The organism is Flammeovirga sp. OC4 (genome assembly GCF_000812565.1).
Lineage (GTDB): Bacteria > Bacteroidota > Bacteroidia > Cytophagales > Flammeovirgaceae > Flammeovirga.
The window spans coordinates 1-415 of record NZ_JTAM01000172.1 but is presented as its reverse complement, the minus strand read 5'-3'; the positions used below and the strand labels follow the sequence as shown (position 1 = coordinate 415).

The 415-nt window shown below is 47.0% G+C and carries 1 pseudogene; it reads left to right on the top strand.

The features are described 5' to 3' along the window. Positions 1-415: pseudogene (locus tag PL77_RS32355) on the top strand (hypothetical protein); the annotation flags it as partial.

The window sequence follows — 415 nt, the reverse complement described above, 5'->3', positions numbered from 1 at the left end:
CATCCGCTTATGCAATAGCCGTAAGTAATGGTTTTGAAGGCAGTGAGTCCGAGTGGTTATCATCTTTAAAAGGCGAAACTGGTGAGACCGGTGCTCCAGGTTTAAATGGTGTAAATGGACCCTCTGCTTATGCAATAGCCGTAAGTAATGGTTTTGAAGGTAGCGAGTCAGAGTGGTTATCGTCTTTAAAAGGCGAAACCGGTGAGCAGGGAGAACAAGGTGAGACTGGTGCTGCTGGAGCAAATGGAGCTTCCGCTTATGCAATAGCCGTAAGTAACGGTTTTGAAGGCAGTGAATCAGAGTGGTTATCATCGTTAAAAGGCGAAACTGGTGAGCAGGGAGAACAAGGTGAGACCGGTGCCACCGGAGCAAATGGTGTAGACGGTAAGTCCGCTTATATTTTAGCTCAAGAATC